The organism is Micromonospora sp. NPDC047465 (genome assembly GCF_040643125.1).
GTDB lineage: Bacteria > Actinomycetota > Actinomycetes > Mycobacteriales > Micromonosporaceae > Micromonospora.
The window spans coordinates 1-24,933 of the sequence record NZ_JBEYTP010000037.1 but is presented as its reverse complement, the minus strand read 5'-3'; the positions used below and the strand labels follow the sequence as shown (position 1 = coordinate 24,933).

The 24,933-nt window shown below is 72.4% G+C and carries 27 protein-coding genes; 15 read left to right on the top strand and 12 right to left on the bottom strand.

Features of this window, described 5'->3' with window-relative positions; all coding sequences use genetic code 11:
- Positions 1-202: 202 nt before the first annotated feature.
- From ABZ793_RS26755 to ABZ793_RS26745, 3 genes are all read left to right on the top strand, one after another.
- A complete protein-coding gene (locus ABZ793_RS26755; protein ID WP_357461968.1) occupies positions 203-1,033 on the top strand; it encodes a nitroreductase/quinone reductase family protein in 831 nt (276 codons plus the stop codon).
- A gap of 167 nt (positions 1,034-1,200) precedes the next feature.
- Positions 1,201-1,656, top strand: a complete 456-nt coding sequence (locus ABZ793_RS26750; RefSeq protein WP_357461967.1) for a DUF6194 family protein — start codon at positions 1,201-1,203, stop codon at positions 1,654-1,656.
- Between the two features lie 115 nt (positions 1,657-1,771).
- The gene (locus ABZ793_RS26745) at positions 1,772-2,137 is read left to right on the top strand and encodes a nuclear transport factor 2 family protein (RefSeq protein ID WP_357461966.1); all 366 of its coding nucleotides are present in this window, start codon (positions 1,772-1,774) and stop codon (positions 2,135-2,137) included.
- A gap of 129 nt (positions 2,138-2,266) precedes the next feature.
- Here the strand turns inward: ABZ793_RS26745 and ABZ793_RS26740 are convergent, their stop codons facing one another.
- Positions 2,267-2,791, bottom strand: coding sequence for a hypothetical protein (locus tag ABZ793_RS26740; protein WP_357461965.1), 525 nt, complete (start codon positions 2,789-2,791; stop codon positions 2,267-2,269).
- Between the two features lie 79 nt (positions 2,792-2,870).
- Positions 2,871-4,094 carry an erythromycin esterase family protein gene (locus tag ABZ793_RS26735; protein WP_357461964.1) on the bottom strand — a complete coding sequence of 408 codons (1,224 nt, stop codon included), beginning with the start codon at positions 4,092-4,094 and terminating at the stop codon, positions 2,871-2,873.
- Between the two features lie 17 nt (positions 4,095-4,111).
- Here ABZ793_RS26735 and ABZ793_RS26730 point away from each other — a divergent pair, with 17 nt between their 5' ends.
- Entirely contained in the window at positions 4,112-4,909 is a 798-nt protein-coding gene (locus ABZ793_RS26730) for a TioE family transcriptional regulator (protein ID WP_357461963.1), read from the top strand.
- A gap of 295 nt (positions 4,910-5,204) precedes the next feature.
- Here the strand turns inward: ABZ793_RS26730 and ABZ793_RS26725 are convergent, their stop codons facing one another.
- Genes ABZ793_RS26725 through ABZ793_RS26715 form a run of 3 tightly spaced genes read right to left on the bottom strand, consistent with a single transcriptional unit; the run spans position 5,205 to position 7,324 of the window.
- On the bottom strand, positions 5,205-6,440 hold the full coding sequence (locus ABZ793_RS26725) for a DUF6596 domain-containing protein (RefSeq protein ID WP_357461962.1): 1,236 nt from the start codon (positions 6,438-6,440) through the stop codon (positions 5,205-5,207).
- The gene (locus tag ABZ793_RS26720) at positions 6,437-6,760 is read right to left on the bottom strand and encodes a YciI family protein (RefSeq protein WP_357461961.1); all 324 of its coding nucleotides are present in this window, start codon (positions 6,758-6,760) and stop codon (positions 6,437-6,439) included. Before ABZ793_RS26720 ends, ABZ793_RS26725 begins: the two co-directional genes overlap by 4 nt.
- A 54-nt stretch (positions 6,761-6,814) precedes the next feature.
- Positions 6,815-7,324, bottom strand: a complete 510-nt coding sequence (locus ABZ793_RS26715) for a dihydrofolate reductase family protein (protein ID WP_357461960.1) — start codon at positions 7,322-7,324, stop codon at positions 6,815-6,817.
- 386 nt (positions 7,325-7,710) lie between these two features.
- Here ABZ793_RS26715 and ABZ793_RS26710 point away from each other — a divergent pair, with 386 nt between their 5' ends.
- Positions 7,711-8,208: an endonuclease domain-containing protein gene (locus ABZ793_RS26710; protein WP_357461959.1), complete on the top strand. Its 498-nt coding sequence runs from the start codon at positions 7,711-7,713 to the stop codon at positions 8,206-8,208.
- A gap of 316 nt (positions 8,209-8,524) precedes the next feature.
- Here the strand turns inward: ABZ793_RS26710 and ABZ793_RS26705 are convergent, their stop codons facing one another.
- Both ABZ793_RS26705 and ABZ793_RS26700 read right to left on the bottom strand, forming a co-directional pair.
- Positions 8,525-10,564 (bottom strand): glycogen debranching N-terminal domain-containing protein, encoded by a 2,040-nt coding sequence (locus tag ABZ793_RS26705; RefSeq protein WP_357461958.1) that lies wholly within the window; start codon positions 10,562-10,564, stop codon positions 8,525-8,527.
- Positions 10,561-10,938 carry an SCP2 sterol-binding domain-containing protein gene (locus ABZ793_RS26700; RefSeq protein WP_357461957.1) on the bottom strand — a complete coding sequence of 126 codons (378 nt, stop codon included), beginning with the start codon at positions 10,936-10,938 and terminating at the stop codon, positions 10,561-10,563. The genes ABZ793_RS26705 and ABZ793_RS26700 overlap by 4 nt, the downstream gene beginning before the upstream one ends.
- A gap of 209 nt (positions 10,939-11,147) precedes the next feature.
- On the opposite strand from ABZ793_RS26700, the gene ABZ793_RS26695 reads away from it, so the two are divergent.
- Together ABZ793_RS26695 and ABZ793_RS26690 are read left to right on the top strand one after the other, a co-directional pair.
- Positions 11,148-11,525, top strand: coding sequence for an SCP2 sterol-binding domain-containing protein (locus ABZ793_RS26695; RefSeq protein WP_357461956.1), 378 nt, complete (start codon positions 11,148-11,150; stop codon positions 11,523-11,525).
- Positions 11,522-13,585 (top strand): glycogen debranching N-terminal domain-containing protein, encoded by a 2,064-nt coding sequence (locus ABZ793_RS26690; protein ID WP_357461955.1) that lies wholly within the window; start codon positions 11,522-11,524, stop codon positions 13,583-13,585. Before ABZ793_RS26695 ends, ABZ793_RS26690 begins: the two co-directional genes overlap by 4 nt.
- A gap of 55 nt (positions 13,586-13,640) precedes the next feature.
- Here the strand turns inward: ABZ793_RS26690 and ABZ793_RS26685 are convergent, their stop codons facing one another.
- From ABZ793_RS26685 to ABZ793_RS26670, 4 genes are all read right to left on the bottom strand, one after another.
- Positions 13,641-15,101: a hypothetical protein gene (locus ABZ793_RS26685; protein ID WP_357461954.1), complete on the bottom strand. Its 1,461-nt coding sequence runs from the start codon at positions 15,099-15,101 to the stop codon at positions 13,641-13,643.
- Positions 15,102-15,239: 138 nt separating this feature from the next.
- Positions 15,240-16,793 carry a glycosyltransferase family 39 protein gene (locus ABZ793_RS26680; protein ID WP_357461953.1) on the bottom strand — a complete coding sequence of 518 codons (1,554 nt, stop codon included), beginning with the start codon at positions 16,791-16,793 and terminating at the stop codon, positions 15,240-15,242.
- Positions 16,794-16,870: 77 nt separating this feature from the next.
- Entirely contained in the window at positions 16,871-17,551 is a 681-nt protein-coding gene (locus ABZ793_RS26675) for an ABC transporter ATP-binding protein (protein WP_357461952.1), read from the bottom strand.
- Positions 17,548-18,618 carry an ABC transporter permease gene (locus tag ABZ793_RS26670; protein ID WP_357461951.1) on the bottom strand — a complete coding sequence of 357 codons (1,071 nt, stop codon included), beginning with the start codon at positions 18,616-18,618 and terminating at the stop codon, positions 17,548-17,550. Before ABZ793_RS26670 ends, ABZ793_RS26675 begins: the two co-directional genes overlap by 4 nt.
- Positions 18,619-18,797: 179 nt before the next feature.
- Between ABZ793_RS26670 and ABZ793_RS26665 the strand changes: the two genes are divergently transcribed.
- Positions 18,798-19,997, top strand: a complete 1,200-nt coding sequence (locus tag ABZ793_RS26665; protein ID WP_357461950.1) for a sensor histidine kinase — start codon at positions 18,798-18,800, stop codon at positions 19,995-19,997.
- Positions 19,994-20,626 (top strand): response regulator transcription factor, encoded by a 633-nt coding sequence (locus ABZ793_RS26660; protein ID WP_350705532.1) that lies wholly within the window; start codon positions 19,994-19,996, stop codon positions 20,624-20,626. The genes ABZ793_RS26665 and ABZ793_RS26660 overlap by 4 nt, the downstream gene beginning before the upstream one ends.
- A 57-nt stretch (positions 20,627-20,683) precedes the next feature.
- Here ABZ793_RS26660 and ABZ793_RS26655 read toward each other — a convergent pair whose 3' ends face one another.
- Positions 20,684-21,904 (bottom strand): MFS transporter, encoded by a 1,221-nt coding sequence (locus tag ABZ793_RS26655; protein ID WP_357461949.1) that lies wholly within the window; start codon positions 21,902-21,904, stop codon positions 20,684-20,686.
- A gap of 67 nt (positions 21,905-21,971) precedes the next feature.
- Here ABZ793_RS26655 and ABZ793_RS26650 point away from each other — a divergent pair, with 67 nt between their 5' ends.
- The 6 genes from ABZ793_RS26650 (at position 21,972) to ABZ793_RS26625 (ending at position 24,789) form a co-directional block, all read left to right on the top strand.
- Positions 21,972-22,469 (top strand): MarR family transcriptional regulator, encoded by a 498-nt coding sequence (locus ABZ793_RS26650; RefSeq protein WP_357461948.1) that lies wholly within the window; start codon positions 21,972-21,974, stop codon positions 22,467-22,469.
- Between the two features lie 56 nt (positions 22,470-22,525).
- Positions 22,526-23,044 (top strand): DUF2087 domain-containing protein, encoded by a 519-nt coding sequence (locus tag ABZ793_RS26645; protein WP_357461947.1) that lies wholly within the window; start codon positions 22,526-22,528, stop codon positions 23,042-23,044.
- A 52-nt stretch (positions 23,045-23,096) separates the two neighbouring features.
- Positions 23,097-23,564, top strand: coding sequence for a MarR family winged helix-turn-helix transcriptional regulator (locus ABZ793_RS26640; protein WP_357461946.1), 468 nt, complete (start codon positions 23,097-23,099; stop codon positions 23,562-23,564).
- A gap of 20 nt (positions 23,565-23,584) precedes the next feature.
- Complete coding sequence (locus tag ABZ793_RS26635) at positions 23,585-23,692, top strand: DUF6069 family protein (RefSeq protein WP_357461945.1); 108 nt, start codon at positions 23,585-23,587, stop codon at positions 23,690-23,692.
- A gap of 82 nt (positions 23,693-23,774) precedes the next feature.
- Positions 23,775-24,287 (top strand): GNAT family N-acetyltransferase, encoded by a 513-nt coding sequence (locus tag ABZ793_RS26630; protein WP_357461944.1) that lies wholly within the window; start codon positions 23,775-23,777, stop codon positions 24,285-24,287.
- Between the two features lie 70 nt (positions 24,288-24,357).
- Positions 24,358-24,789 carry an Hsp20/alpha crystallin family protein gene (locus ABZ793_RS26625; protein WP_357461943.1) on the top strand — a complete coding sequence of 144 codons (432 nt, stop codon included), beginning with the start codon at positions 24,358-24,360 and terminating at the stop codon, positions 24,787-24,789.
- The last annotated feature ends 144 nt before the right edge of the window (positions 24,790-24,933 follow it).

Here is a 24,933-nt window from a genome sequence, read left to right as displayed (position 1 = left end):
GGCCATCCGGTGAGCCGGGGGCGGGCCCGCGGCCCGCCGATGCGCCACATCTTCCGGTGTCGACGTCGCGTCCACCGCTTCGCGCGCCCCTCCCACCGTCCACGCCGGTCGTACGCCGGCGCGACTCCACCTTCGCCGCCACCGGTCGCCAGACGGGCGATCCACTGTGGCCGCACTCCTCCTGCACAGCAGAAAGCAGAGCATGCCCAACGACTTCAACCAGCAGATCATCGACGAGTTCCGCGCCAACGCCGGCCGCGTCAGCGGCCCCTTCGGGGGCGCCCGGCTCATCCTGCTCACCACCACCGGGGCCCGCTCCGGAGCCCCGCACACCACCCCGGTCGGCTACCTGCCCGACTCGGACCGCATCCTGGTCATCGCCTCCGCCGGAGGCGGCCCGAAGCACCCGGACTGGTACCACAACCTGCGCGCCGACCCGCTCGCCACCGTGGAGGACGGCGTCTTCACCTACCAGGCGCGCGCGCAGGTGCTGACCGGGGACGAACGCGACGCGGTCTTCGCCCGGGCCGTGGAGGCCGACCCGGGCTGGGCCGCGTACCAGGCGAAGACGTCGCGGGTGATCCCGGTGCTGGCGTTGCGCCAGGTGGCGGGCGGGCCGCCGAACGCGCCGTCCTGGGGCGCGGCGCTCAAACTGGTCCACGACGCGTTCCGGCGGGAACTCGCGCTGATCCGCGACGAGGTCGACCGCTCCGGCCCGGGCCTGGGCGCGCAGCTGCGGGTGAACTGCCTGACCGTCTGCCAGGGCCTGCACCACCACCACACCAACGAGGACGACGGTATGTTCGCCGCCCTCGACGGGCAACGCCCCGGCCTCGCCCCGACCCTGGCGCGGCTGCGCGAGGAACACCAACGGATCGCGGTGCTCGTCGCACGCCTCCAGCGGGTCGTCGGCGCTCCCGACGCCGACCCTGCCGAGGTCCGCCGGGAGGTCGCGCGGCTCACCGTCGAGCTGGAGGCCCATCTGGCGTACGAGGAGGAGCAGCTCATCCCCGTCCTCGACGCGACCGGCTAGCGGCCGCCCGTGGTGCGCGCGCCCCCGGCGGCGGCCTCGCCCGCCGCCGGGGGCGCGCGGTCGCTGCGGCGCCCGGCCGGTTGCGCCCCGAGTTGAGGGTTAGCGCTTCAAAACATGGACAAATGGCACGCAGGTCTCAATAAGCATTTCAATGAAAAACTTGAGGCATGGACGTCGACGACATGAAGCGCTACATCTGCCAGACCTTCGCCGGGGTGACCGCACCCGAGGCGAACGGGGACACCTTCTTCCTCTACGACCCGCAACGGGACCTGCCGGCCGAGCGTCAGTTGCCGTTCGCGACGATCGTGACCGGCGACCACTACGACACCGCCTCCGCGTTGAGCCGGCCGGGCTTCTGGCGGCTCAACATCGGGTTGCCCCGGTCCGGGTACGCGGCCCTGTTCGGGGCACGGGGCGGGCACGGCGAGACGGACGCGCGCGTCGACCACACGGCGACGGACGTCGTGCTGCCGCATCCGGTCTACGCGGCGCAACACTGGGTGTGCGTGGTGAACCCCGGCGAGGCGACCCTGGGCACGGTGCGCACGCTGCTGGCCGACGCGTACGACTTCGCGGTCCGCAAGCACGCCAACCACCGGGCCCGCCGCACCCCGTCCTGAGCGGACGGTCTCCGGGCCGGTCGGCGCGTTCCGCCTCGGGTGCCGCACCGCGGGATTAGCTTCGGCGGGTCTGCCGTAGGGGGCAGGCCCCGGCGAGGACGAGGGGACACCGCACATGTCGCGCAACACGCAGACCATCGAGACCTACCTGGACGGGTTCCGGAAGAACGACCACGCGCAGATCCTGTCCTGTCTGACCGACGACATCGAGTGGACGGTCTTCGGCGCCTTCCACCTGAAAGGCAAGGAGGCCTACGACGCCGCGATCGAGGGCCCAGGTTTCGTGCCGCCTCCGCAACTGGAGGTGGTGCGTATGGTGGAGCAGGACGACACCCTCATGGCGGAGCTCGTCGGCTCGGTGCGGCGCGACACCGGCGAGGAGATGCGCATGTCGATGGCGGAGGTGTTCGTCATGCGCGACGGCAAGATCGCCGAGCGGCGCGCCTGGGTGGTCGAGCTGAAGGAGAACGACCACCGCTGAGCGCCGGTAGGCAAAGACGACAGTGACGGCGAGGTAGTCCGCGGCGACCACCCCGCCGTCACTGCCACCCGACTCGCCCACGACGCCGGCGGCACGGGGAGCCGGTACGCCGGGCCGACATGATGCCGGCTAGCGCAACAGCCCACGCTCATCGACGAGACGAGTCGGATTCCCCGTGAAGACGTCCACCGTCGTCGGCCCGTACGCCAGATTCAGGGTGTCCAGTCGATAGCTCCAGGCCCCACCTCGGGCCATCGGCCATGAGAAGCGGTAGTTGACCTGCCAACGCACCCACTCACCACGCCTCAACCACACTGCCGGTGGCCGGCGCCACCGGCGAGGCATACCCCAGGGCGTCACCACCAGCTCCACGTGCAGCCGGCCGTCGATCTCCATCAACAGCACGTCGGCCCGGTCCGGTTGCCCGTCCCGTGACGACTCCCGCGGCTCGAATCCGCGCGCCTCGTCCATCAACACCTCGTGGACGGCGGGGCACCTGAGCGTCGGCAGGACGAAACCCACCGGCGCCGCGTTCCGAAGCGCCGCCGCCGGCCCACCCCGGGACCGCTTGGTCCACGACGTCCGCACCCACTGCGCCGTAACATCCACAAACCGATCATGGTAGTCGCCGGGCTGGTCGCCGATGGCTGCCACGTCGGGCCGACCCCGGTGGACCGCCGAGGCGCTCCCGGACGACAGGTCGCCACCTGGACCGTTGGCGACCTGTCGACGCTCACGCCACCGGCCACCATGTCTGCCCCGCGGGGGCGTCCTTGACGAACACGATCCCGTCACTGCTTGCCAGGTGGGCCGGGTCGAGCGGGGCGTAGCCGAACCAGGGGGACACGCGGGGAGCGGGCGTCACGTCGTCGAGGGCGACGGCCAGCCGGCGGGCGTCGACGACGTATCGGTCCTCCGGGAGCGCGTACAGGAGCCCTTCGATGGTGTCCGGCGGTGGGGTGTCCACGCCGCGGTGGCGGATCGTGCCGAGGGCCGTGGCCAGGAAGGCGTACTCCTCGCCCAGTCGGGCGCTGACGATCGCCCCGGCGCTCCACCATTGCACCGGCAGGCCGCCCATCCGCATCCCGCTCCTGTTCCGCTGCAGATGCCCGTTGTGGGCGTATGCCAGCGCCGGGCCCCGCTCGGCGATGGCGAGCAGGTTGGCGGCCATCATCGAAGCCCGCGCGCCCAGCAACCGCGCCATGCGGCTCGGTGACGGGTCGGCCATCCAGAAGTGGTACCGCAGCAGCCCGGTGGCGGTACGACCGTACATGCGTGCCCGGTCCCAGTCGTCGGGTGCGGACGCCGCGATCAGGTGTGGCGTCTGCGCGTCGAGCAGGGCTACCAGGTCGTCGGCGAGCAGCCGCAACTGTTTGGCCTCGAGCGTCTGCCCCACGGACCGTGACGGGTCCATCATCGCGGCGGGATTGGTCCACCGGTCGTCGGCGCCGAGCAGGCGGTCGAGCGTTTCCGGGGTGCAGGGGAGCAGGTCGGCGTCCACCCGGGCGGTGAGGTAGGCGTGGAGTGCGGTGAGGGCCTGCCGGGGGCTCGCGGCGCCGGTGATCTCCAGCGGGCCGTCGAAACCGGCGAAGCGCAGCCGCTCGGACGCGGGCCGGCCGTCGTTGTACGCGCGCATCCAGCTCACCAGCTCGCGGTTGGCCGCGGACGCGCCGAACCCGTGGCTGAAGCCGCGCTCCATGACCTCGTCGAGGGTGCCCATGCCCGACGTGACGTAGTCGTCCACGACCAGGCCCGTCAGGCAGTCGCTCTCGATCGCGATCGTCCGGTAGCCCTCCCGCTCAACGAGGTGCCGGAAGAGATCGTTTCGCACGTCGAGCAGAACGTCCTCGCCGTGGGTGGGCTCGCCCAGGGCGAGCAGCCGCGGCCGAGCCGACAGCAGCCCCATGACAGAGGCCGCGTCAACGACATGAGCGGTGTCTTCGATACCGGTAGTCATAACCCTAAACGGTATCGTTGAACCGACGGTTGAAAGTTACGCGCGAAATCGGCAGGACAGTGCGGCGAAACCCTCAAAACAGCGGACAGCTCAGGCCGGTCGACCTGGCGCGCCGGCACGGTCTGTCCACCCAGGCGATCAGGAACTACGAGGCGGCCGGCATCCTTCCGGACGCCGAACGCACCCCGCACGGCTACCGCACCTACACGCCGCTGCACGCGCACGCCCTGCGCGCGTTCCTCGCCCTCGTGGCCGGGCACGGCCACCAGACGGCCGCGGCGATCATGCAGGCGATCAACCGGGACGCGACCGAGGACGCGCTGCGGCTCATCGACGAAAGTCACGCCCAGCTTCTCGACGACCGCCACACCCTCCAGGCCGTCGACGCCGCGCTTCACGACCTCGGTCCCGTGCCGCAGGAACGCGGCGACACGTTCGTCGGCCCCCTGGCGAGAAGGCTCGGCATACGCCCAGCCACCCTCCGCAAATGGGAACGCGCCGGCCTGGTCCAACCGCGCCGCGACCCGCAGACGGGCTACCGGGTCTACAGCGCGGCCGACGTGCGCGACGCCCTACTCATCCACCAGCTCAGGCGAGGCGGCTACCTGCTGGAGCAGATCGCCCCGCTGATCGTCCAAGTCCGCTCCGCCGGAGGCGTCGCACCCCTTGAATCGATGCTGCGCGACTGGCATGCCCGCCTCTCGGCCCGCAGCCGCGCCATGCTCACCGGTGCCGCAGCACTGGACGCCTACCTCGGCTGCCGACCGGACCCCGCCCGGAGGCAGGCCGACCTGCCACCAGTTCCGGATCGTTGAGGCGGTAGCCGTGGAGATCGGCCGGATCGAAGGATCTGACCGGCGCTCGCTCGTGACGGCCCAGTACTCCCGAAGCTACGACCGAGAGTCAGGTAGCCGAGCTGTAGCCCACTGACCTGGTGATTTGGCCGCGCCGGCGGGGGCTGGACAGGGCCTCGTGGCTTCGTGGACGGCGGCGAGGCCCGGTTTGACGTAGCGCCGCACCGACCGTAGGGATTTGTGTCCGGTCCTGGGCATGATGACGTGGCGGAGACGCCCCGGCCACCGCTTCGCGCCGGTTCGGTGGGGATCCCGGCTACCCCAACTGGTCGCGGCGGCGGGTCAGGTAGGCGGTCTCGGCGGTGTTGCCCGCCAGCTCGATGGCTTTGTCGTAGGCCGCGCGCGACTCCTGGCCGCGGCCCAGCCGGCGCAGCAGGTCGGCGCGGGTGGCGTGGTAGGCGTGATATCCGCCCAACGTGTGCTCAAGGCGGTCGACGGCCACGAGTGCCACGTCCGGGCCGTCGAGCTCGGCGACCGCGATGGCGCGGTTGAGGGTGATGATCGGGGAGGGGTCGAGGCGGACGAGCTGGTCGTAGAGGGCGAGGATCTGTGACCAGTCGGTGTCGCGGATGTCGCGGGCGGAGGTGTGCACGACGTTGATCGCGGCGAGGATCTGGTAGCGACCCGGAGCCACCCCGGCAGCGGCAGCGGCGAGGCGTTCGCGCACCAACCGATGACCTTCGGCGGTCAGCGCCTTGTCCCAGGCGCCACGGTCCTGCTCGTCGAGCGCGACCAGTTCGCCGCTGGCCGAGACGCGGGCGGTGCGGCGGGCCTCGGTGAGGAGCATCAGCGCCAGCAGCCCGGCCACCTCACCGTCGTCGGGCAGGAGGGCACGGATCAGGCGAGTGAGCCGGATCGCCTCGGCGGTCAGGTCGTGCCGTACCGGATCGGTGTCGGAGCCGGTCGCCAGGTAGCCCTCGTTGAAGACGAGAAAGAGGACGGCGAGCACGCCGGAGACGCGGGCCGGGAGATCCTCGGCGGACGGCGCCCGATAGGGGATGCGCGCCGCCTTGATCTTTGCCTTCGCGCGGGTGATCCGCTGCCCCATGGCACTCTCGGCCACCAGGAAGGCGCGGGCGATCTCGGGCACGGTCAGACCGCCGACCATGCGCAGCGTCAACGCCACGCGGGCTTCCATCGCCAGCGCCGGGTGACAGCAGGTGAAGATCAGCCGCAGCCGGTCGTCGTCGATGGCGCCGAGAGGCTCGGGTGGTGTGTTGTCGTACACCATTTGAGCCTCTTTGTGCTTGTCGTCGCGCTTGCTCTCGCGCCGGATCCGGTCGATGGCCTTGCGAACGGCGGTGGTGGTCAGCCAGGCGCCGGGGTTGGGCGGCACGCCGTCGGCCGGCCACCGCTGCACGGCGGTCGTGAACGCCTCGGCCGCTGCCTCCTCGGCGACGTCGAGGTCACCGAAGCGCCTGGTCAGAGCGGCGATCACCCGGGCCCACTCGTCGTGGTGGGCCCGGGTGATCGCCTCCTCGACGTCGCTCACCGGAACGGCCGCACCTCGATCTTCCGATCGCAGACCTTCGACGCCTCGGCGGCGAGCCTGAGCGCCACATCCAGATCGGGGGCCTCCCACACCCAGACGCCGGCGAGGTACTCCTTCGACTCCACGAAAGGCCCGTCGCTGAACACCGCCTGCTCGCCCCGGTTGTCGATGACCGTGGCCGCGTCGGTGTCCGCGAGTCCGCCCGCGAAAACCCAGTAGCCCTCGGCGATCAGTCGTTCGTTGAACGCGCTGATGGCAGGCTGCCTGTCCGTGCTGCCGGGATTGCTCTTGTCGTCGATCACGGAAACCAGGTACCGCATCTGAAGATCATCTCCTTCTGGTGTCAAGAAAGCGTGATTCGGCGGTCAGGGGCTTCAGGCCGTCGCATACCGCGGGCACCCGGCCGGCCGGTAGACCTGGATCGTCACGCCCTTCGAGTCGACCCGCGACTCGATCAGGTCGAGCGCAAGATCCGGACCGGTCTCCGGGAACAGTCTCGTGCCCTGGCCGAGGATCACCGGGATCACGATCAGAGTCATCTCGTCGACCAGATCGTTCTCCAGCAGCCACCGGGTCAGGGCGCCACTGCCGTGCACCTGCAGCTCACCCCCGGCCCTGGCCTTCAGCTCACCGATGGCCGCCGCGAGGTCACCGCGGAGAACGGTCGTGTCCTCCCAACGCGGCGCGGTGAGTGTGGTCGAGGCAACGTACTTGGGGGCCTCGTTCAAGGCCACGCCGATGGGATGTGCGCGCATCTGGTCGATTGACCCCCAGGAGTCGGCGAACAACTCGTAGGTGCGCCGGCCGAACAGGAACGCCTCGGCGCGCCGGTAGGTCTGCGTGATGAACGTCCTGGTCTGGTCGTCACCCGCCCCCGGGCCCACCCGCCGCGCTCGAATCCGTTCCTGCGGTCATCCGACGCGGCGCCGTTTCCCTGCATCACTCCATCGAGGGTGATCTGGGTCATGGTCGTCAGCCTCATGATCGCGGTTCCTCACCTCGGCGCCGCCCCCTTGCGGGCGGCCTCACCCCTGCTACGAACACCACCGCCCCGATCCGACACCGCCACCCGGAATTCTTTGGAGAACCTTCCGGATCGAGCTGCCCGGAATGCCGACTCGCTCCCGGTCGGGTTGCGCAGAGCCGTCCATGCCGATTATCGGATTACCGGTAACGACAATCCGGTAATTGGCATGGACAAAGCCGGCAAACCGGCGGCACACCATAATGACTGTTCTTGGGTAACAACAAGATGCGATATTGTTGTGACGTGTCCAAAGTGTGCAGACGCTGCGAGAAGACGCGACCGCTCGACAGCTTCATGAAGGCTGGACGCGAGCTGCTCTCGTGCGCCCCGTGCCGCGAGTACGCCCGCGCCAACAACCACAAGAACCGCAGGGCCAATCCGGACAAGGTCCGAGCCGACAACCTCTGGTCCTTCTACCGAATCAGGCCGCAGGAGTACGACGCGCGGCGCGAGGCCCAGGACCACCGGTGCGCCATCTGCGGCAAACACGAGAGCGAACTGAGGGTCAGGTCCCGAGGCCGGCCACGACTTGACGGGACGCCGAACTCCGAGCCGTTCCGCCTCGTCGTGGACCATTGCCACAACTCCCGGCGGGTGCGCGGCCTGCTCTGCGCCGAGTGCAACGTTGGCCTCGGCGCGTTCCAGGACTCGCCCGAGGTGCTCATGGCGGCTGCCCGCTACCTCCTCGCACGGGAGGACGTGCCGCTCATGCTGGAATCGGGCCCTGCGATGCAGGCGTGATCCGGCGGGACGGTATGCACTGGGGGACGGCGGCCGAGATCGCCGCCGCCCCCGGCCCCGGCATCACCTCCGGCCGTAGCCGCTACTGGTCGCAGCCAGGCGTCGCCGGGCTGGACGACCGCCGCTACGCCGTGAGGGCTGCCTGTAACCGGTGGACCGGATCCGTCCGGTTGTCGCGGTGCCAGGCCAGGGCGATGCGGTGCCGGGGCGCGTCCCGCAGGGGCCGCCAGAGCAGTTCCGCCGATCGAGGACGACGTGCGTATCACCGATGAGGGTTGGGGACTGGTCGAGGATCCCGGCGGGTGCCCGGCCGCGGTCAGGGTCGCTTCGGGTGGGCGCGTCCGAGGGCACCGGCTCTGCCCCACCGTCCGGGGATGTGAAGCAGTTCGATCCGGCCCATGCTCGGGGGCACGGCCGGTCTGGTCACCAGGTGCTCGCCGCGTGGCTCCATGCCGAGCATGGTTCGCAGCAGCAACAGGGGAGTGCCGGTGGACCACGCCTGCGGGCTGCACGCCGTGGGGTACAGCACCGGATATCTGGTCAGCGTCCGCTCGTATCCGCCGAACGCCTCGGGCAGCCGCCCGTCGAAGTGTTCCGCGGCGTCGATGATCCCCTCGGCGATGTGCCCGGCCTCCTGGTGGAATCCGTAGCGGCGCAGCCCCCAGGCGATGAACGAGTTGTCGAACGGCCACACGGTTCCGACGTGGTAGCCGATCGGGTTGTAGCGTCCCTGCCCCTGCGCGAGGGTGCGTACGCCCCAGCCGGAGAACAGTTCGGGGCCGAGCAGGTGTTGCGCGATCTTCGGTGCTCGGGATTCGTCGACGATGCCGCTCCAGAGCAGGTGGCCGATGTTCGAGGAGAGCGCGTCGACCTGGCGGCCGTCGCCGTCGAGGGCGAGGGCGTAGTACTCGCCGTCGGAAACCCAGAAGTCGCGGTTGAAGCGTTCCTTGAGGTCGGCCGCCTCCCGTTCGAGGCGGTCGGCGTACGCGGGGTCGTGCCAGAACTCGCGGGCCAGCCGCGCACCACGGATCTTGGCGTCGTACGCGTAGCCCTGCAACTCACACGTCGCCCGGGGCAGGCCGGCCAGCCGCCCGTCCCGGAACGAGATCGAGTCCCAGGAGTCCTTCCAGCACTGGTTCTCCAGCCCGTTGCGTTCGTTGCGGCGTTGGTACCAGACGTAGCCGTCGCCCATGATGTCGCCGTACTCGTCGATCCAGCGCAGGGCGGCTCTCGCGGAACGCTCGAGAGACCGCACCAGGGCGCTGTCGCCGGTCCACCGCTCGTATTCGTCGAGCAGGATCACGTAGAGAGGTGTCGCGTCGGCGCTACCGAAGTACGGCGAATGCGGCTGCTCCTCGAACGCGGTCGTCTCCCCGTACCGCATCTCGTGGAGAATCTTCCCCGGCTCCTCCTCCCGGAAGTCGTGCAGGACGACACCCTGCCTCAGGGCGAGCATGTGCAGCGTCGTGGCGGCGAGGTCAGGCGCGAACGGCAGCGCCTGGATGCTGGTGAGGATGCTGTCCCGACCGAAGATCGCCATGAACCACGGCAGGCCGGCGGCGGGGATGGCATGTGCGCCGGCGGCCAGCGGCGCGAAACGCAGCGCGGAGAGGTCAGCCAGGCTGCGCCGGTAGGTCGTCGCCAACGTGGGGGAGTCGCAGGTGAGGCGGGGCGCCTCCGCGAGCCAGTCGGCCAGGTCCTGTCGTATCTCCGCTCGAGTTCGGCCGGGTCTACCCTCCAGGCTCTCCCGAAGGTCGCGTCCGCCCAGGCCCAGCGCCTGCACGTGCAGGTTGGTGATCCACTGGCCGTGCGGTCCGAGCCGAACGTCGTACGTCAGCCCCTGCTCGTCGACGCGGGCCGGCGCGGTGGACGAGACCAGGGTCTCCCGGCAGAACCCCTCCCGCTGATAGCCGAGGCGTAGGCACCCGGCGTCGATCCGGGTGTAGTACGTCCCGGACTTGTTCCGCACGTCCTTGATCTCGAAAAGGTCGGCGAAGTCGCTCTCGACGTCGATACGGATCCGCAGGTCGACGGGCTCGGGTTCGTGGTTGATCACCGTCAGCCGCTCGGTGAAGCTTCCACCGATGGAGCGGTCGCGAACCGCCGAAACACCGACGTCGACGAGCGGACTGGGGAGGGCCGGAGCGACGACCATCCGACTCTCGAAGAATTCGATTTCCTCGACGGTGAGCGCGTTCACCCGCTCGTCGTTGATGGACAGGATCCATTTCGACAGGAATCGCGTGTCGAACGAGAAGAAACCGGTCGGGATGGTGGGGGACGCGTCGATGTCGCCCGTCTCCTCGCTGACCACGAACGTGTTGCCGTCCAGCAGCCGGACGAGGCCGTCGCTCATGCCACACGTCTCCGCTCACGGCCGAAATCCCGAGGGTGGCGGGCTCCGGGCGGCGCCGGAATGAGCCGGCCGAAGACACGGAACAGCCGGACATCACCGTCCGTTCTGATCTCGTTGCGCAACCACGCCGGGTACATCTGTGACTGGCCACCGAGGATCCGGTCGAAGGTCGCCCGGCTGCCGTAGAAGACACAGTCGGCCTCGCCCCCATCCCGGGAAACGCGGACATCGCCGCGTTCGATCTCCACGAACCAGCGGTCGACGCCCTGCTCGTGCGTGAGTTCGAACCGCATGGTCGCGGTGGCGTCCTCGACGAGGGTTTCGTGGCCGCGACGGGCGAGCGCCTGGAAGAAGCTCGTGGTGGGATCCGACACGTCCGCCTCCCTCCGGATGGGTGCCGAGCCAGGATGAGCCGCGTACCCACCCTGACCGGGAGCGAAGCGCCGCCGCACCACCCGGATCGGGTGAATTTTCCGCGTCGCTCGCGGCCGCAGCCCAGGTTCATCCGTTCCGGGTGAGGCCGGCCCACCCCGGCGCGAACGACGCTGCTCCTCGTCCGGCGGATTTCTACGGGGGTGGTGCCATGTCGGAGGCGACCAGGACGTTCTTCGAGGCGCTGGAACGACACGGCCACGAACGCCTGCTGAAGAAGACGGACGGCACCATACGCTTCGACCTCGAGCGCGGCCGCGAGGTCGACCACTGGTTCGTGGAGATCCGCGGCGGCGCCGTCCGGGTGTCACAGCAGAACCGCGATGCCGACATCGCCATCCGCTCCGACAGCGCCTTCTTCGACCGGATGGCGCGCGGCGAGGCCAAACCGCTCCCGGCGTGGCTGAGGAACGACATCACGTTCGAGGGACAATTCCGGCTCATCATCCTGCTGGAGCGGCTCTTCGCGCCGCCGCCCGGCGCGCGTCACCCGCGCATCGCCGCCCGTGACCGTGGGAGGCAGGGTTGAAGGCCGACAGCGTCAGAATTCTCGACGGCAACATCTTCGTGCTGAGTGACGGCAGTGGCGACATTGACGCGAAGCCCGCCGTCCCGTGCGGGTACTTCGCCTTCGACACCCGGTTCCTCTCGCGGTGGCTGCTGACCATCAACGGCGAACGGGTGAGCCCGTTGGCCATGGACGATTCGTCGTACTTCGAGGTGCGGTTCTTCCTGGTGCCCGGGGCTCCGACGCACTACGTGGACGCCAAGGTCTCGGTGATCCGGGAACGATCGGTCGTCGGCAGCTTCGAGGAGCGGTTGACGGTGCTCAACCATTCCGGGGAACCGGCCGAGTTCACGGTCCGGGTGGACGCGGCCTGCGACTTCATCCCGCTGAACGTCGTCGGACAGGACCGTACGCCACCCGGTCGGCTGTACCGGCGCGTCGAGGACGGGCGCCTGCACCTCGGCTACGTGCGGGAGAAGTTCCGGCGGGAGACGGTGATCTCCACGACTGAGCCGGCACAGGTCGACGAAGAGGGGCTGACCTTCCACATCCGGATCGAACCGCACGGTCGGTGGGCCACGACGTTGCATGTCCGGGGGCTGGTGCTGCGCCCCGACGGTCAGGACATTCGCGACCACGTGCATCCCAGCCGCGTGCAACGTGACCGGGCGGAACTCCAGGGCGACCTGCGGCAGTGGCTCGGCAAGGCCCCGCAACTGAGCTGCGACTGGAAGCCACTGGAACGGACGTACCGGCGCAGCCTGGTCGACCTTGCCGCGCTCCGGTTCTCGCCGCTGACGCTACCGGCCGAGCCGCTGCCCGCGGCGGGGCTGCCCTGGGACGCCACCCTCACCGGCCGCGCCCCCATCCTCACCAGCCTGCAGGTGTTGCCGTTCGTACCGGACATGGCCGTCAACACCCTGCGGATGCTCGGCATCGACCAGGGCAGCGTGCTCGACGACGTGCTGGACGAGGAGCCGGGCAAGATCCTGCGCGAGTTCCGCTACGGCGAACTGGTCGCGTTCGAGGAACGCCCGCACGCGCCGTACTTCGGTGCCGCCGACAGCACCCCCCTCTACGTGATCCTGCTCGACGAGTACGAGCGGTGGACGGGGAACGCCGCCGTGGTGCGCGAATTCGAGGACGAGGCGCGCGCGGCGCTGCACTGGATCGACGAGTACGGCGACATCATGGGCGACGGCTACGTCTGGTACCAGCGCCGCAACGAGCGGACCGGGCTGGAGAACCAGTGCTGGAAGGAAACCGCGAACGCGATCTCGTTCCGGGACGGCCGGTTGCCCAGGCTGCCCCGGGCGACGTGTGAGTTGCAGGGCTACGCGTACGACGCCAAGATCCGTGGTGCGCGGCTGGCCCGCGAGTTCTGGCACGACCCCGCGTACGCCGACCGCCTCGAACGGGAGGCGGCCGACCTCAAGGAACGCTTCAACCGCGACTTCTGGGTTTCCGACGGCGAGTACTACGCCCTCGCCCTCGACGGCGACGGCCGCCAGGTCGACGCGCTCTCCTCGAACATCGGCCACCTCCTCTGGAGCGGCATCGTCGACGAATCCCGAGCACCGAAGATCGCCGAACACCTGCTCGGCCCCGAACTGTTCTCCGGCTGGGGCGTACGCACCCTCGCGCAGGGGCAGGGACGCTACAACCCGCTCGGCTACCACGTCGGAACCGTGTGGCCGTTCGACAACTCGTTCATCGCCTGGGGGCTGCGGCGCTACGGCTTCGACGAGGAGGCCGGGCGCATCGCCGAGGGGATCATCGACGCGTCCCGGCATTTCCAGGGGCGCCTTCCGGAGGCGTTCGGCGGATACGACCGCGAGTTGACCCGGCACCCCGTCCAGTATCCCGCGGCGAACAGCCCGCAGGCCCTGGCCACCGGGGCGCCCCTGCTGCTGGTGCGTACGCTGCTCGGCCTCGAGCCGTACGGGGATGACCTGGTGGTCGCGCCGGCACTGCCCGAACGGTTCGGTCGGATCGAACTGCTCGACATTCCCGGGCGGTGGGGCCGCGTCGACGCCATCGGCAGCGTGAAATCCCCGGCGGCGAACGCGGTCGGCAGCTGAGCCGGGCGACGTCGCGTCCGGGGTTCCCGGAGCGGTGGGCCGCCGCGGGAAGCGGTCAGGCGCGCGCGCCGCCGAAGCCCAGCAGGACGGCGAGGCCCAGGGCGCTGCGCGGGGCGTACGGCACCCGCCACAGGCCGCCGTGCGCCGCGGCGTACGCCTCGTCCTGCCACGGGTGCGGCAGCGACGGCCCGCCGGTGCGCAGGGCGTGCACCAGCAGCGCGGCCATCAGCGTGTTGCTGGTCGCCGGCTCGAACACCTCGATGCCGAAGCGGTGCGCGCCCGCGTACGCGGCGGCCAGCGCGCGGTTGCGCAGCACCGAGCGGGTGCGGGTGGGCGGCGCCACCGCGAACGACACGGTGGACCCGGCGTCGCGGGCCACCGTCGCCCGCCACCGTTGCAGCCGCTTCGCCAGCGCGTAGTTGGGTCCCTGCTGCGGGACGAGACTGTCGTTGACGCCGGGGTCGACGCCCGGCGGGTAGTTGCGGTGCAGGAGCCTGCCCCCGGAGGCGACCCGCAGCGACCGGCGGACGATCCCGCGCGCCGCGTAGCCCCGTTCGGCGTGGCGTACCGCGTCGCCGGGGACGGCGAAGACGTCGGTGGGGGTGGCCAGGAAGGCGAGCGCCACGTCGTCGCGGCGGTCCTGCAGCCGCAGCGTGAGCGCGTCGACGGCGGTGGCAACCCGGACGTTGGTCGCGCCGTCGGCGTAGACGTAGTTGCCGAGCACGAGCCGGCCGTCGACGCCGAGCAACCAGTCGGCCACCTGCGGGAGGTTGTGCAGCAGGTCGGCGCCGGCGTGGGCGGCCAGCGCCTCGTCGTCGGGGCCGGTGCCGGCGGGCACGGGCAGGTGGAGCCGGCCGCCGTAGCGGCGCGTCGTGTGCAGCAGCCGCCGCCAGATCTCCGGCCGCGGCAGGTCGACGGCGACCACGTCGCCGCCCCAGCGCAGCACGGACGGCAGCGGGCCCATCTCGGCGCCCGCGCCGAGCACCACGATGCGTTGGTCGCGCAGGTCGAGCCAGTCGGGGTTCGCCATGACGGCGCGTACGGCCTCGGCGCAGGACGGCTCGACGACGCCGGCGGTGACCCAGGCGTCAAGCCGGCGGCGCAGGTCGTCGCCGCGCAGCCGCTGGCCCCGGTACGGCAGGGACAACTCGCGTTGCACCTCGCCGGTGCCGGCGACCGTCGCGGTGTGCAGCGGCGCGACGTCGGTGGCGGTGGTGAACACCTCGCCGAGGCCGATCTCGGTGCCGTCGGCGCGGACCACGGTCATCCGGCGGTGCAGCGCGGCGAGCCCGTCCCGGGCGATGGTGACCGCGGCGTCGCGGGAGAGTAGTCCGGCCTCGACGAGTCGCCGGAAGTGCCCGAGGTATCCGTGCCGCCAGTTCGTCTCGTGTTCGGCCGAGCGCGCGCCGACCGCGTCGACGGCACGCAGCGCGTCGGCGACGACGGCCCGCCCGAGCGCGGAGGTGCTGCGCCCCGCGTCGGTCTTGGGGAACACCACCCCGGTCGGACCCTCCACGGCCACCATCCTTCCGCCCGGCCCGTCGGGCCGCCCTCGGTCGTCGGGTGCCACTCTGCCGTACCCGGTTGCGCGGCGCAGAGCGGGCCCTGCGCCGCGACCGGGCCCGACGCGGGCGTACGGGCCGTGAGTCGCCGGTCAGCCGCGGTGGCGTACCTCGGTGTCCCAGATCGCGGCCCACGGACGCCGCAGGCCGCGGCAGACCCAGATCGGCCCGCCGTTCTCGTCGTTGTCGACCTCGACCCGCTGGTCCACCCGGCCGGCGAGGGTGACCTCGGCGAACCAGCTGCGCAGCCGGTCCGGCCGTGCGAACCCGACCGCGAGCACCACGTCCGCGGTTTCCAGGGGGCGGCCGAAGGCGGCCATGCTGTTGTGGCCGGAGTAGGCGGGCGGCAGGTCGCGCGCCGGGCCGTAGCGGGCCACGGCGCCGGCCTCGCCGTAGTTGGCGGTGAGGATGACGGCCCGCTGCCGCTGGTCGGCGGGCAGGCCACGGTGGACGGTGGCGAGCGAGTCGGCGAAGGCGGGCCAGCCGATGGTCTCGCCGGCGTCGTAGTTGGCGGCGACGACGAAGCCGGGCAGCCGGTCGGCGGGCAGGACGGGCAGCAGCAGCACCGCGCTGCTGACGGCGGTCAGCAGCGCGCCCACGGTCAGCAGGGCCCGGCGCGGCAGCGCGCGATCCCGGGCGGCCCAGCCGGCGGTGACGACCGCCCCGGCGGCGGTGAGCACCAGCAGCAGCGGGGCGTCGTAGTAGCCCTTGCCGCCGGCGAGCAGCACGATGGCGACCACCACGAGCCAGGCCCACCCGACGGCCCGATAAGCCCGCCAGGCCGGCCGGCGCAGCAGCGTCACCAGCCCGGCGACCCAGATCGGCACCGTGAAGGGGCTGATGATGACGACCTGGAGGACGAGCGCGTCGAGCCGGCCACTGTAGGAGCTGTCGCCGTCGGCGATCGAGGCGGCCACCGACAGCTGCGGGAAGTCGTGTGCCGCCTGCCATGTCACGGTGGGCGCGGCGAGCAGCAGGAAGAGGGCCGCGGCAGCGAGCACCCACCGGTCGCGCAGGAGGGGCCGCGGCCCGGCGATCAGGAGCCCGGCCAGCAGGCCCACGGCGAGCAGGGCCGGCAGCAGCTTGTTGAGCATGCCGACGCCGAGCGCGAGCCCGACGCCGAGCGCCCAGCGACTGTCCCCGGTGCGCAGCATCCGCACCGTGCCCAGCGCGGCCGCCAACCAGACCAGCAGGTCGACGCTGGTGGTGCTGAGCAGGTGACCGCCGGCGAGGACGATGCCGGCGGTCGCGGCGAGAAACGCGGCGTAGCTCTGCGCGCCGCGCCCGGCGCCGAACTCGCGGGCGATCGCGGCGACCAGCAGGACCGCGGCGCCGCCGATCACCGCCGACGGGGTGCGTAGCGCCACCAGGCTGCCCGGGGCGATCGTGTCCGTCAGCCGGGCCAGCGCCGGGACCAGGGGGCCCTGGTCGACGTAGCCCCAGTCGAGGTGCCGGCCGCAGAGCAGGAAGTACAGCTCGTCGCGGTGGTAGCCGTAGCGGCCGGAGAGCAGCAGGAGCACCGCCGTCGTGGCCGCCGCGACCGCCCAGGGGCCGGTGGCCCGGGGACCACGTGGGGTGGGCCGGCCGTTCGCGGACGTCGCGCGGCGGGGTGTCCGGGTGGCGACGTCGGCGACGGGATCGGCCATCCGCACATCATCGCCCCGCACGGCCGGCCCGCGCTGCCCCGATCCCGTGGGCGTCCGCGCCGGCTGCCCGCGGCGGGTCAGGTCCGCGTCGGGACGCGCAGTCGGCCGTCGACCATCTCGGCGACCTCGTCGACGCGGTCGAGGTGCCCCCGGTCGTGGGTGACCAGGACGGTGGCGGTGCCGCGCTGCCGGGTGAGTTCGGTGAGCAGGTCGATGACGGCCGCGCCGCGCTCGTGGTCCAGCGCGCTGGTGGGCTCGTCGACGAGCAGCACCGCCGGGTCGTTCATCAGGGCGCGGGCGATGTTGACCCGCTGGCGTTGCCCGCCGGAGAGCTGGTGCGGCCGGCGGTCGGCCTGCCCGGTCAGCCCTACCGCGGCCAGTAGGCGGGCGGCGCGGTCGCGTCCGGCGCGGCGGGAGCCGCCGCTGAGGTGGGCGATGACCTGCAACTGTTCGGCGGCGGTCAGCGAGGCGATGAGGTTGGGCTGCTGGAAGACGATTCCGACCTTCGCGCGTCGCAGGGCGGTCGTCTGGCCCCGGCTGAGGCCGGTGGTGTCGGTGCCGGCGATGACGATCCGACCCGAGTCGGGGTTGATCAGGGTGGCGGCCACCGCCAGCAGGCTGGACTTGCCGGACCCGGACGGGCCGATGACGGCGGTGGTGGTGCCGGCCGGCACGCTCAGGTTGACGCGGTCGAGCGCGGTCAGCCGGGTGTCCCCGTCGGGGTAGGTCAGCGTGACGTCGGACAGTTCGAGGCTCATCGGGCGCTCCCCAGGGCGGTCAGCGGGTCGACGGAGGTGATACGGCGGACGGAGAGGGCGGCGCCGGCGGCGCCGAGCGCGATCGTCACGGCGGCCGGCAGCAGGACGGATCCGGCGGTGAGCGCGAACGGCACGGCGCCGGCCGCCGCGGCGCCGATCGCGACGGCGAGCGCGGTGCCGACGGCCGTGCCGGCGAGCAACAGCGCCAGGGCCTGCCCGAGGGCGTCGCGCAGCAGGTGGCCGGTGGTGGCGCCGAGCGCCTTCAGCACGGCGATGTCAGGGCCGCGCTGGATGGTCCACACGGTGAAGAACGCGCCGATGACCAGGGCGGAGATCGCGAACAGCATGCCGCGCATGAGCTGGAGCGAGCCGTTCTCGGCGGTGTGCGAGCCGATCGCGGACAGCGCCGCCGTGCGGGTCACGGTGCGGGTGTCCAGCTGCCGGTCGGCGTCGGCCAGGTCGGCGTCGGGGGCGGTGGTCAGCGCGATGACGGTGGCGGAGTCGTCGGCGGCGCCGGGGGCCAGGTGCTGCCAGTCGGCCAGGTCGGTCCAGATGACCGGGGTGTGGCTGTGGGAGGCGTCGCCGGCGACCGCGGCGACGGTCAGTCGCCGACCGCCGACGACCACGTCCTGGCCCGGCCGGGCGGACAGGGCCTCGGCCGCCCCCTCGGACAGCACGGCCTGCCCGGCGGCGACGGCGCCGGGGGCCAGGTGCGAGTCGGCCGCGACGCCGAACGCGGACAGCGCGGCGGTACGGTCGCCGGCGCTGACCCTGGTGGTGGTGATGCCGAGTGGGGCGGCGCTGCGCACCCCCGGGACGTCCCGCCAGCGCAGCCACTGCTCCCGGGTGACGGTCGACTCGGTGAAGGAGAGCTTCTGCCCGTCGGCCGGAGCGGAGAACACCAGGTGGTCGGCGGACAGGTCGGTGATGGCCGAGGTGCTGTCCCGGCCCAGCCCGGCGGTCAGGCCGGACAGCAGCACGACCAGCAGCGTCATCAGCGTCACGACCGTTCCCATCAGGGCGAACCGGCCCTTGGCGAACCGCAGATCTCTCCACGCGACGAACACGAGCGCAGCAACCTTCCGTTGGTGGGCGGGGCCGCGGCGGCGGCCCGGCACCAACCTTCGCCCGATCCACGCCGGTTGGCATCGCGCCGCGGATCGGGCCCGTGGCGTCGAAGTGCGCACGTCAGGATCAACCCTTTGGTTGATGGCGGCGGCCGTGCACGCCCTAGCCTGGAGTCATCGTGAACCCGGAATCGCTCACCCGGCCGCTGCGCGTTCTGCGCGTCTGCCTGCACCTGCTGGTCGGGGCCCTGCTCGTGGTGGTCGCCGGACGTGCCCTGGCGGGGCAGGCCCCGCACCGCGCCGCCGTGCTCGCCGCGTCGGCGGCGCTGGCCGTCGGCTACGCCGTCGGTGCCGCGTTGCCGCCGGTCCGCCGGTCCCGTCGCGCGGCGGCGGTGTGGCTGGCGGCGCTGACCGTCGGGTGGCTGGTGCTGCTCGGCCTGACCCCGGACGGGGTGTGGCTCGCGTTCCCCCTGTTCCTGCTGCACCTGCACCTGCTGCCGGTCCGGTGGGGGATCGTCGCGGTGGCGGCGACGACGGTGGCGGCGGTGGGTGGCGTGGTCGCGCACCAGGGGGCCGTCACGCCGGGCGTGGTGCTCGGGCCGGTCCTCGGCGCCGCCGTCTCCGTCGGCACGGTGCTGGGCTACCAGGCGTTGTACCGGGAGAGCGAACACCGCCGGCGGTTGATCGAGCAGCTGACCGCCACCCGCAGCGAGCTGGCCGCCGCCGAGCACGCCGCCGGCGTCCTGGCCGAACGCGAACGCCTGGCCCGCGAGATCCACGACACCCTCGCGCAGGGGCTGTCCAGCATCCAACTGCTGCTGCGCGCCGCCCAGCGGGCCCTGCCTGAGCGGGTGGACGTCGCCGGCGACCACGTCGAGCAGGCCCGCCGGACGGCGCAGGACAACCTGGTGGAGGCCCGACGGTTCGTGCGTGCCCTGGCGCCGCCCGGTCTCGACGGCGGCTCGCTGCCGGCGGCGCTGCGGCGGCTGTGCGCCACGACCGCCGCCCGATCGGCGCTGGCGGTGGACTGTGACCTCGACGGGACGGCGGTGCGCCTGCCGACCCCGCACGAGGTGGCGCTGCTGCGCATCGCCCAGTCCGCGTTGGCCAACGCCGTGCGCCACGCCGGGGCCACCCGCGTCGGGTTGGCGCTGCGGTACCGGGAGCACAGCGTCGTCCTGGCCGTGGTCGACGACGGCAGCGGCTTCGACCCCGACGCCGTCGCCGGTCGCGGTGACGGCGGGTTCGGGCTGGCGGCGATGCGGGCACGGGCCGAGGAACTGGGTGGCACGCTGACCGTGGAGTCGACGCCCGGCCGGGGCACCGCGCTGACCGTCGCCTTCGCCCACCCGTACGACGGGGCACCGGCGGGCGCATGAGCGATCCGATCCGGCTGCTGCTAGCCGACGACCACCCGGTCGTCCGGGCCGGCCTGCGCGCCGTCCTCGCCACCGAACCCGACCTCGAGGTGGTCGCCGAGGCCGCCACCGCCGAGCAGGCCGTCGCGCTCGCCGAACGGGACCGGGTGGACGTGGTGCTGATGGACCTGCAGTTCGGTGCGGGCATGCACGGCGCCGAGGCCACCGCCGCCATCACCGCGCGCGCGGGCGGCCCGGTCGTGCTGGTGCTGACCACGTACGACACGGACGCCGACATTCTCGCCGCGGTCGAGGCCGGCGCGTCGGGGTACCTGCTCAAGGACGCCCCGCCCGAGGAACTCGCGGCGGCGGTGCGCGCCGCCGCCGCGGGCAGGTCGGCTCTCGCGCCGGCGGTCGCCCACCGGCTGATGGACCGGATGCGCGCTCCGGGCACCGCGTTGAGCCGACGCGAGACCGAGGTCCTCCAGCTCGTCGCCGACGGGCTGTCCAACCAGCAGATCAGCAGGCGGCTGCACGTCAGCCACGCCACCGTCAAGACGCACCTGGTCCACGTCTACGGCAAGCTCGGGGTCGACTCCCGCACCGCCGCCGTCGCCGCCGCCCGGGCCCGCGGGTTGATCCGCCGCTGACCGGGCGGGCGACATCGGGGTCACCGCGCCGCGGGGACGCCACGACGGGTCACCCGTTTACCGCACGGCGGCCGCGAGGGCGCCGTCGCGCGGCGCGGTGGTGAGTCGTCGTACGCCGGGCACGACGGCGGTGCCGGCGCAGGCGACGAGGACCAGCGCGCCCGCCGTGAGCAGCGGCAGGCCCTCGCCCCAGGCCCGCGCCGCGATCGGCGCGAGGGCGTAACCCAGCGGCATCGCGCCGAGGGAGACCAGCCAGTCGTACGAGGTGACGCGGGCGAGGACGTGGGGTGGGAACTGCCCCTGCACGACGGTCTCCCACACGGGGTTGAGGTAGCCGAGGGCGGTCAGCGCGACGCCGTAGGCGACGACGACCAGCGGGGCGGGGGCGGCGACGGCGAGCAGGGCCAGCGGCGCGGCGTAGCTGGCGAGGCCGAGGTTGGCCACCAGCACCGGGCGGCGGGGACGGATCCGGGCGGCGAGCAGCGAGCCGATGAGCATGCCCACCGCGCCGGCCTGGAGCATCATCACCCAGACGCCCTCGCCGCCGAGGCGTCCCACGGCGACCGCCGGGCCGAGGGTCGTCAGGACGGCGGCGGCGCCGTTCCAGACGCCGTGGCCGAGCAGGCTGGTCCAGAACCAGTCGCGGCTGCGGACCTCCCGCCAGCCGTGGGTCAGGTCGGCGAGGACGCTTCGTTTCGGCATCGGGACGTGGCGGACCCGGACGACCGCGAGCAGCAGCGCGCTGAGCGCGAACGTGGCGGCGTCGAGGACGAACGCCCAGCCGGGGCCGGCGGCCCAGATCAACGCACCCGCGAGGGCGGGCCCGGCGAGGCGGCTGGCGTTGGCGGTTACGCCCATCAGCGCGTTGGCCTGTTGCCGTTGCGTCGCGTCGACGGTGCCGGCGACCAGGGGCGAGGCGGTGGGCAGGGCGAACGCGCCGGCGGCGCCGCCGACGGCGGCGGCCACCGCGATCACGCCGAGCGAGGCCTGGCCGAGGAGTTCGAGGCCGACGACGAGTTGCGCGACGCAGCGTACGAGGTCGGCGAGGATCGCGACGCGGCGGGCGTCGAGCCGGTCGGCGAGCACGCCGCCGAGGGGCAGCAGGAGCAGGCGGGGCACCATCGCGCAGGCCAGCACGAGGGCGAGGGCACCGGTCGAGCCGGTCGCGCGGAGCACGGCCAGGGCCAGGGCGGCGGGCACGACGGCGTCGCCGACGGCGGAGACGGTGCGGCCGAGGAAGAGCAGCCGGAACGGGCGTACGCGGAGGGGATGAGTCACCGGACCAAGATACTTCGACGTCGAATCTTTTGACAACGAATATTTTGGTACGGCATAGGATGGGCCCATGACCGACCGCGACCGCGTCGACCACCACGTCGAGCGCTGGCTGCCGATCCTGCCGACCCTCGACCCCGACGTCGAAGGCGCGGTGACGCGGATGCAGTTCCTCACCCGGCACCTGCGCGAGGTCAAGGAGCGGATCCTCGTCGACCTGGACCTTCAGGGCCACGAGTACGACACCCTGCACGCCCTGGCCGGCCGAGGGGGCCGGGCCGCGCCGTCGGACCTGGCGCGTGACATGGCGATGGCTCCCGCCTCCGTCACCGCCCGCGTCGACGCGCTGGTCCGGCGCGGCTTCGTGCACCGGATCCCGTCCACCACCGACCGGCGGCGGGTCGACGTGGAGCTGACCGAGGCGGGCCGGGCCGCCTGGCGGGGGGCCATGGACGTCGGAGGCGCCGAGGAGCACCGGCTGCTGGCCGCCCTCGCCCCGGACGAGCGGCGACTGCTGTCCGACCTGCTGCGCCGGGTGGTGCTGCGCGCCGAGGCCCCGCCCGACTGACCGCCGGGCGGAAATGCCGTGGCGGCGGGCGTACGCCGGCTGGCAGGGTGACCGGCATGACAGCGCAGGCGCTGGCGGGAGCGCTCGCCGACGACGTACGACGGCGGGTCTTCGCGGCGATCGTGTTGGGCGGCGCCGACGCCCCGGCGGTGGCCGAGCGCACCGGGCTGCCCGCCCGGCAGGTGGTCACCGCGGTCCGGCGGCTCGTCGACGCGGGCCTGGTGACTGACGGCGACGGCGAGCTGCGGGTGGACGCCGAGCGGCTGCGGGAGGCCGCCCGCACGCCGGCGGAGCCCCGACCGGCGGGGGAGCCCGCGGACCGGGTGCTGCGCACGTTCCTGCGCGACGGCGTCCTGGTCGGGTTGCCGGCGCAGCGCGGCCGGCGGCGGGTGCTGCTGGCGCACGTCGCGACGTCGTTCGAGCCGGGGGTGCGCTATCCGGAGCGGGCGGTGGACGAGGTGCTGCGGCGGTGGTGCGAGGGCGGCGGTTCCGACCACGTGACGCTGCGGCGGTACCTGGTCGACGAGCAGTTGCTGGCCCGGGAGCAGGGCGTCTACTGGCGTGTCGGCGGCTGATCGTCCGCGCCGCGAACCGTCTGTCCCCGGACCACCTTGTTAGCCTCGGCGCATGACCTCGTGTGCGCCGGGCGGCACCCCCGACCTCATGTTCATGCTCTCCTGGGCCAGTCACGCGTTGATGGCGGAGCATGCCGCGGGCCTGGCCGAACTCGGCATCTCGCCCCGGGCGCACTGTGTGCTGCTGAAGGCCCGGGCGGGTGGGCTGACGCAGCGCCAGCTCGGCGAGCTGTGCGGGATCGACAAGACAACGATGGTCGTCACCCTCGACCAGTTGGAGACGGCCGGGTTGGCGCGGCGGCGCCCGTCGCCCAGCGACCGGCGGGCCCGTCTCGTCGAGGTCACCGAGGAGGGCGGGAAGGTCCTCGACCAGGCGCAGCGGATCGCCGCCCGGATCCAGGACGACGTGCTGGCGGCGCTGCCCGAGGCCGATCGCGCGGTCTTCCTGCGGTCGATCGCGAGCCTGGTGGGCGGCCGGCTCAGCGGCACCGGGGCCTGCGGCCCCGGCGGGCGCGACTGATGTTAGTTCCACGATAGAAATTGCCCCACCACCCCGAGGCCACCGCCGGGGCCAAGGTCGCCCTGGGCGCGATGCACCTGGCGGTGGCCGCGGTGCTGATCCCGCTGCTGCCGGCCCGCCGCGCCTGACCTGAACCGTCCGCCGTGACGGGGCGGCACAGGCTCCGTCGCCACCCGGATATTCCCTTGCCGGGCCCGTGATGATCGACGGGTGACGACGACAGACTGGACCGTGGCCCCGACCCATCCCGACCACCCGGACGCGGCGGTCCTGCTCGAGGCGTACTACGAGGAAATGGTCCGCCGTTACCACGGCCGCCCGGTTCGCCCGGGCGAGGTCGCGGCGGCGATGGCCGACGACCCGAGCCACGACCTGACCGCCCCCACCGGATTCCTCCTCGTCGCCCACCGCGACGGGCGCCCGGCCGCCTGCGCCGGGCTGCGGTTCCGGCCGGACTGGGCCGAGCTGACCCGGGTGTACGTGCGTCCCGCGCACCGCGGTCGCGGCGGCGGCGCGCTTCTGCTCGCCGCCGTGGAGGAACGGGCGCGCGCCGCCGGCGTCGCCCGGATCCGGTTGGACACCCGCAGCGACCTCGTCGAGGCCCGAGCCCTGTACGCCCGGCACGGCTACCGGGAGATCCCGGCGTACAACGACGACCTCTACGCCGAGCACTGGTTCGAGAAGGTCCTCCAGTTGACGACGGCCGCGCCACGCGCTAAATAGAGAAGTGGCAAGTTGAGTCACTAGGACTCAACTTAGGACCTTCGGCCAGGAGAACCGAGGAGGCAGGACCATGCTGATGCGCACCGACCCGTTCCGTGAGATCGACCGGCTCACCGAGCAGTTCTTCGGCACCGCCGCGCGCCCCGCGGTCATGCCGCTGGACGCCTACCGCGACGGTGACTGGTTCTACGCGGCGTTCGACCTGCCCGGCGTCGACCCGGACAGCATCGACTGCACGGTGGAGCGCAACGTGCTGACCGTCCGCGCGCAGCGGCAGCGGCCCACCGGCGACAGCGTCGAGCTCGTCGCCGCCGAACGCCCGATGGGCACCTTCACCCGGCGGCTGTTCCTCGGCGACACCCTCGACACCGACAGGCTCGAGGCCGGCTACGACAACGGCGTGCTGACCCTGCGGATCCCGGTGGCGGAGCGGGCCAAGCCCCGCCGAGTCACCATCACCGCCCCGGCCGACGGCAACGGCCGCAAGCAGATCAACGCCTGAACACCCGACCCGGGGGGGGGGGGGGCGGCGCGGGCGCGGGGGGGCCCCCCCACGGCCGGCATGACGGCGGACGGGAGAGCCGCCACGCAGACCGCGGTGCCGGGGGCGGGCATGGCCGCCGACGCCGGCGGCGCGTCAGCCGCC